At 70.2% G+C, this 248-nt stretch carries 1 protein-coding gene; it reads right to left on the bottom strand.

Going from position 1 to position 248, the window contains the following annotated elements; all coding sequences use genetic code 11:
• A partial coding sequence (locus tag F6X40_RS41770) for a transposase (RefSeq protein WP_187631919.1) occupies nt 1-248 on the bottom strand: 248 nt, incomplete at both ends.

The raw sequence follows: 248 nt of genomic DNA on the forward strand, positions 1-248 counted from the left end.
CAGCTGGCCGTGCCGATGGGCATCGGTGAGCGCTTCGAGGAAGCGGCGCCGGAACAGGCGCGAGAGCACGCGCACTGGCAGGAAGAAGCCGGGGCGGCAGGCGATCCAGTGCTCGCCGTCGGGCGACAGCCCGCCACCCGGGACGATGCCGTGCACATGCGGATGATGCGTGAGCGCTGAGCCCCAGGTGTGCAGTACAAGCGTGGCCCCGATCTGGGCGCCGAGGTGTCTTGGATCTGCGGCGATCG

The organism is Paraburkholderia sp. UCT31 (assembly GCF_014397655.1).
GTDB lineage: Bacteria > Pseudomonadota > Gammaproteobacteria > Burkholderiales > Burkholderiaceae > Paraburkholderia > Paraburkholderia tuberum.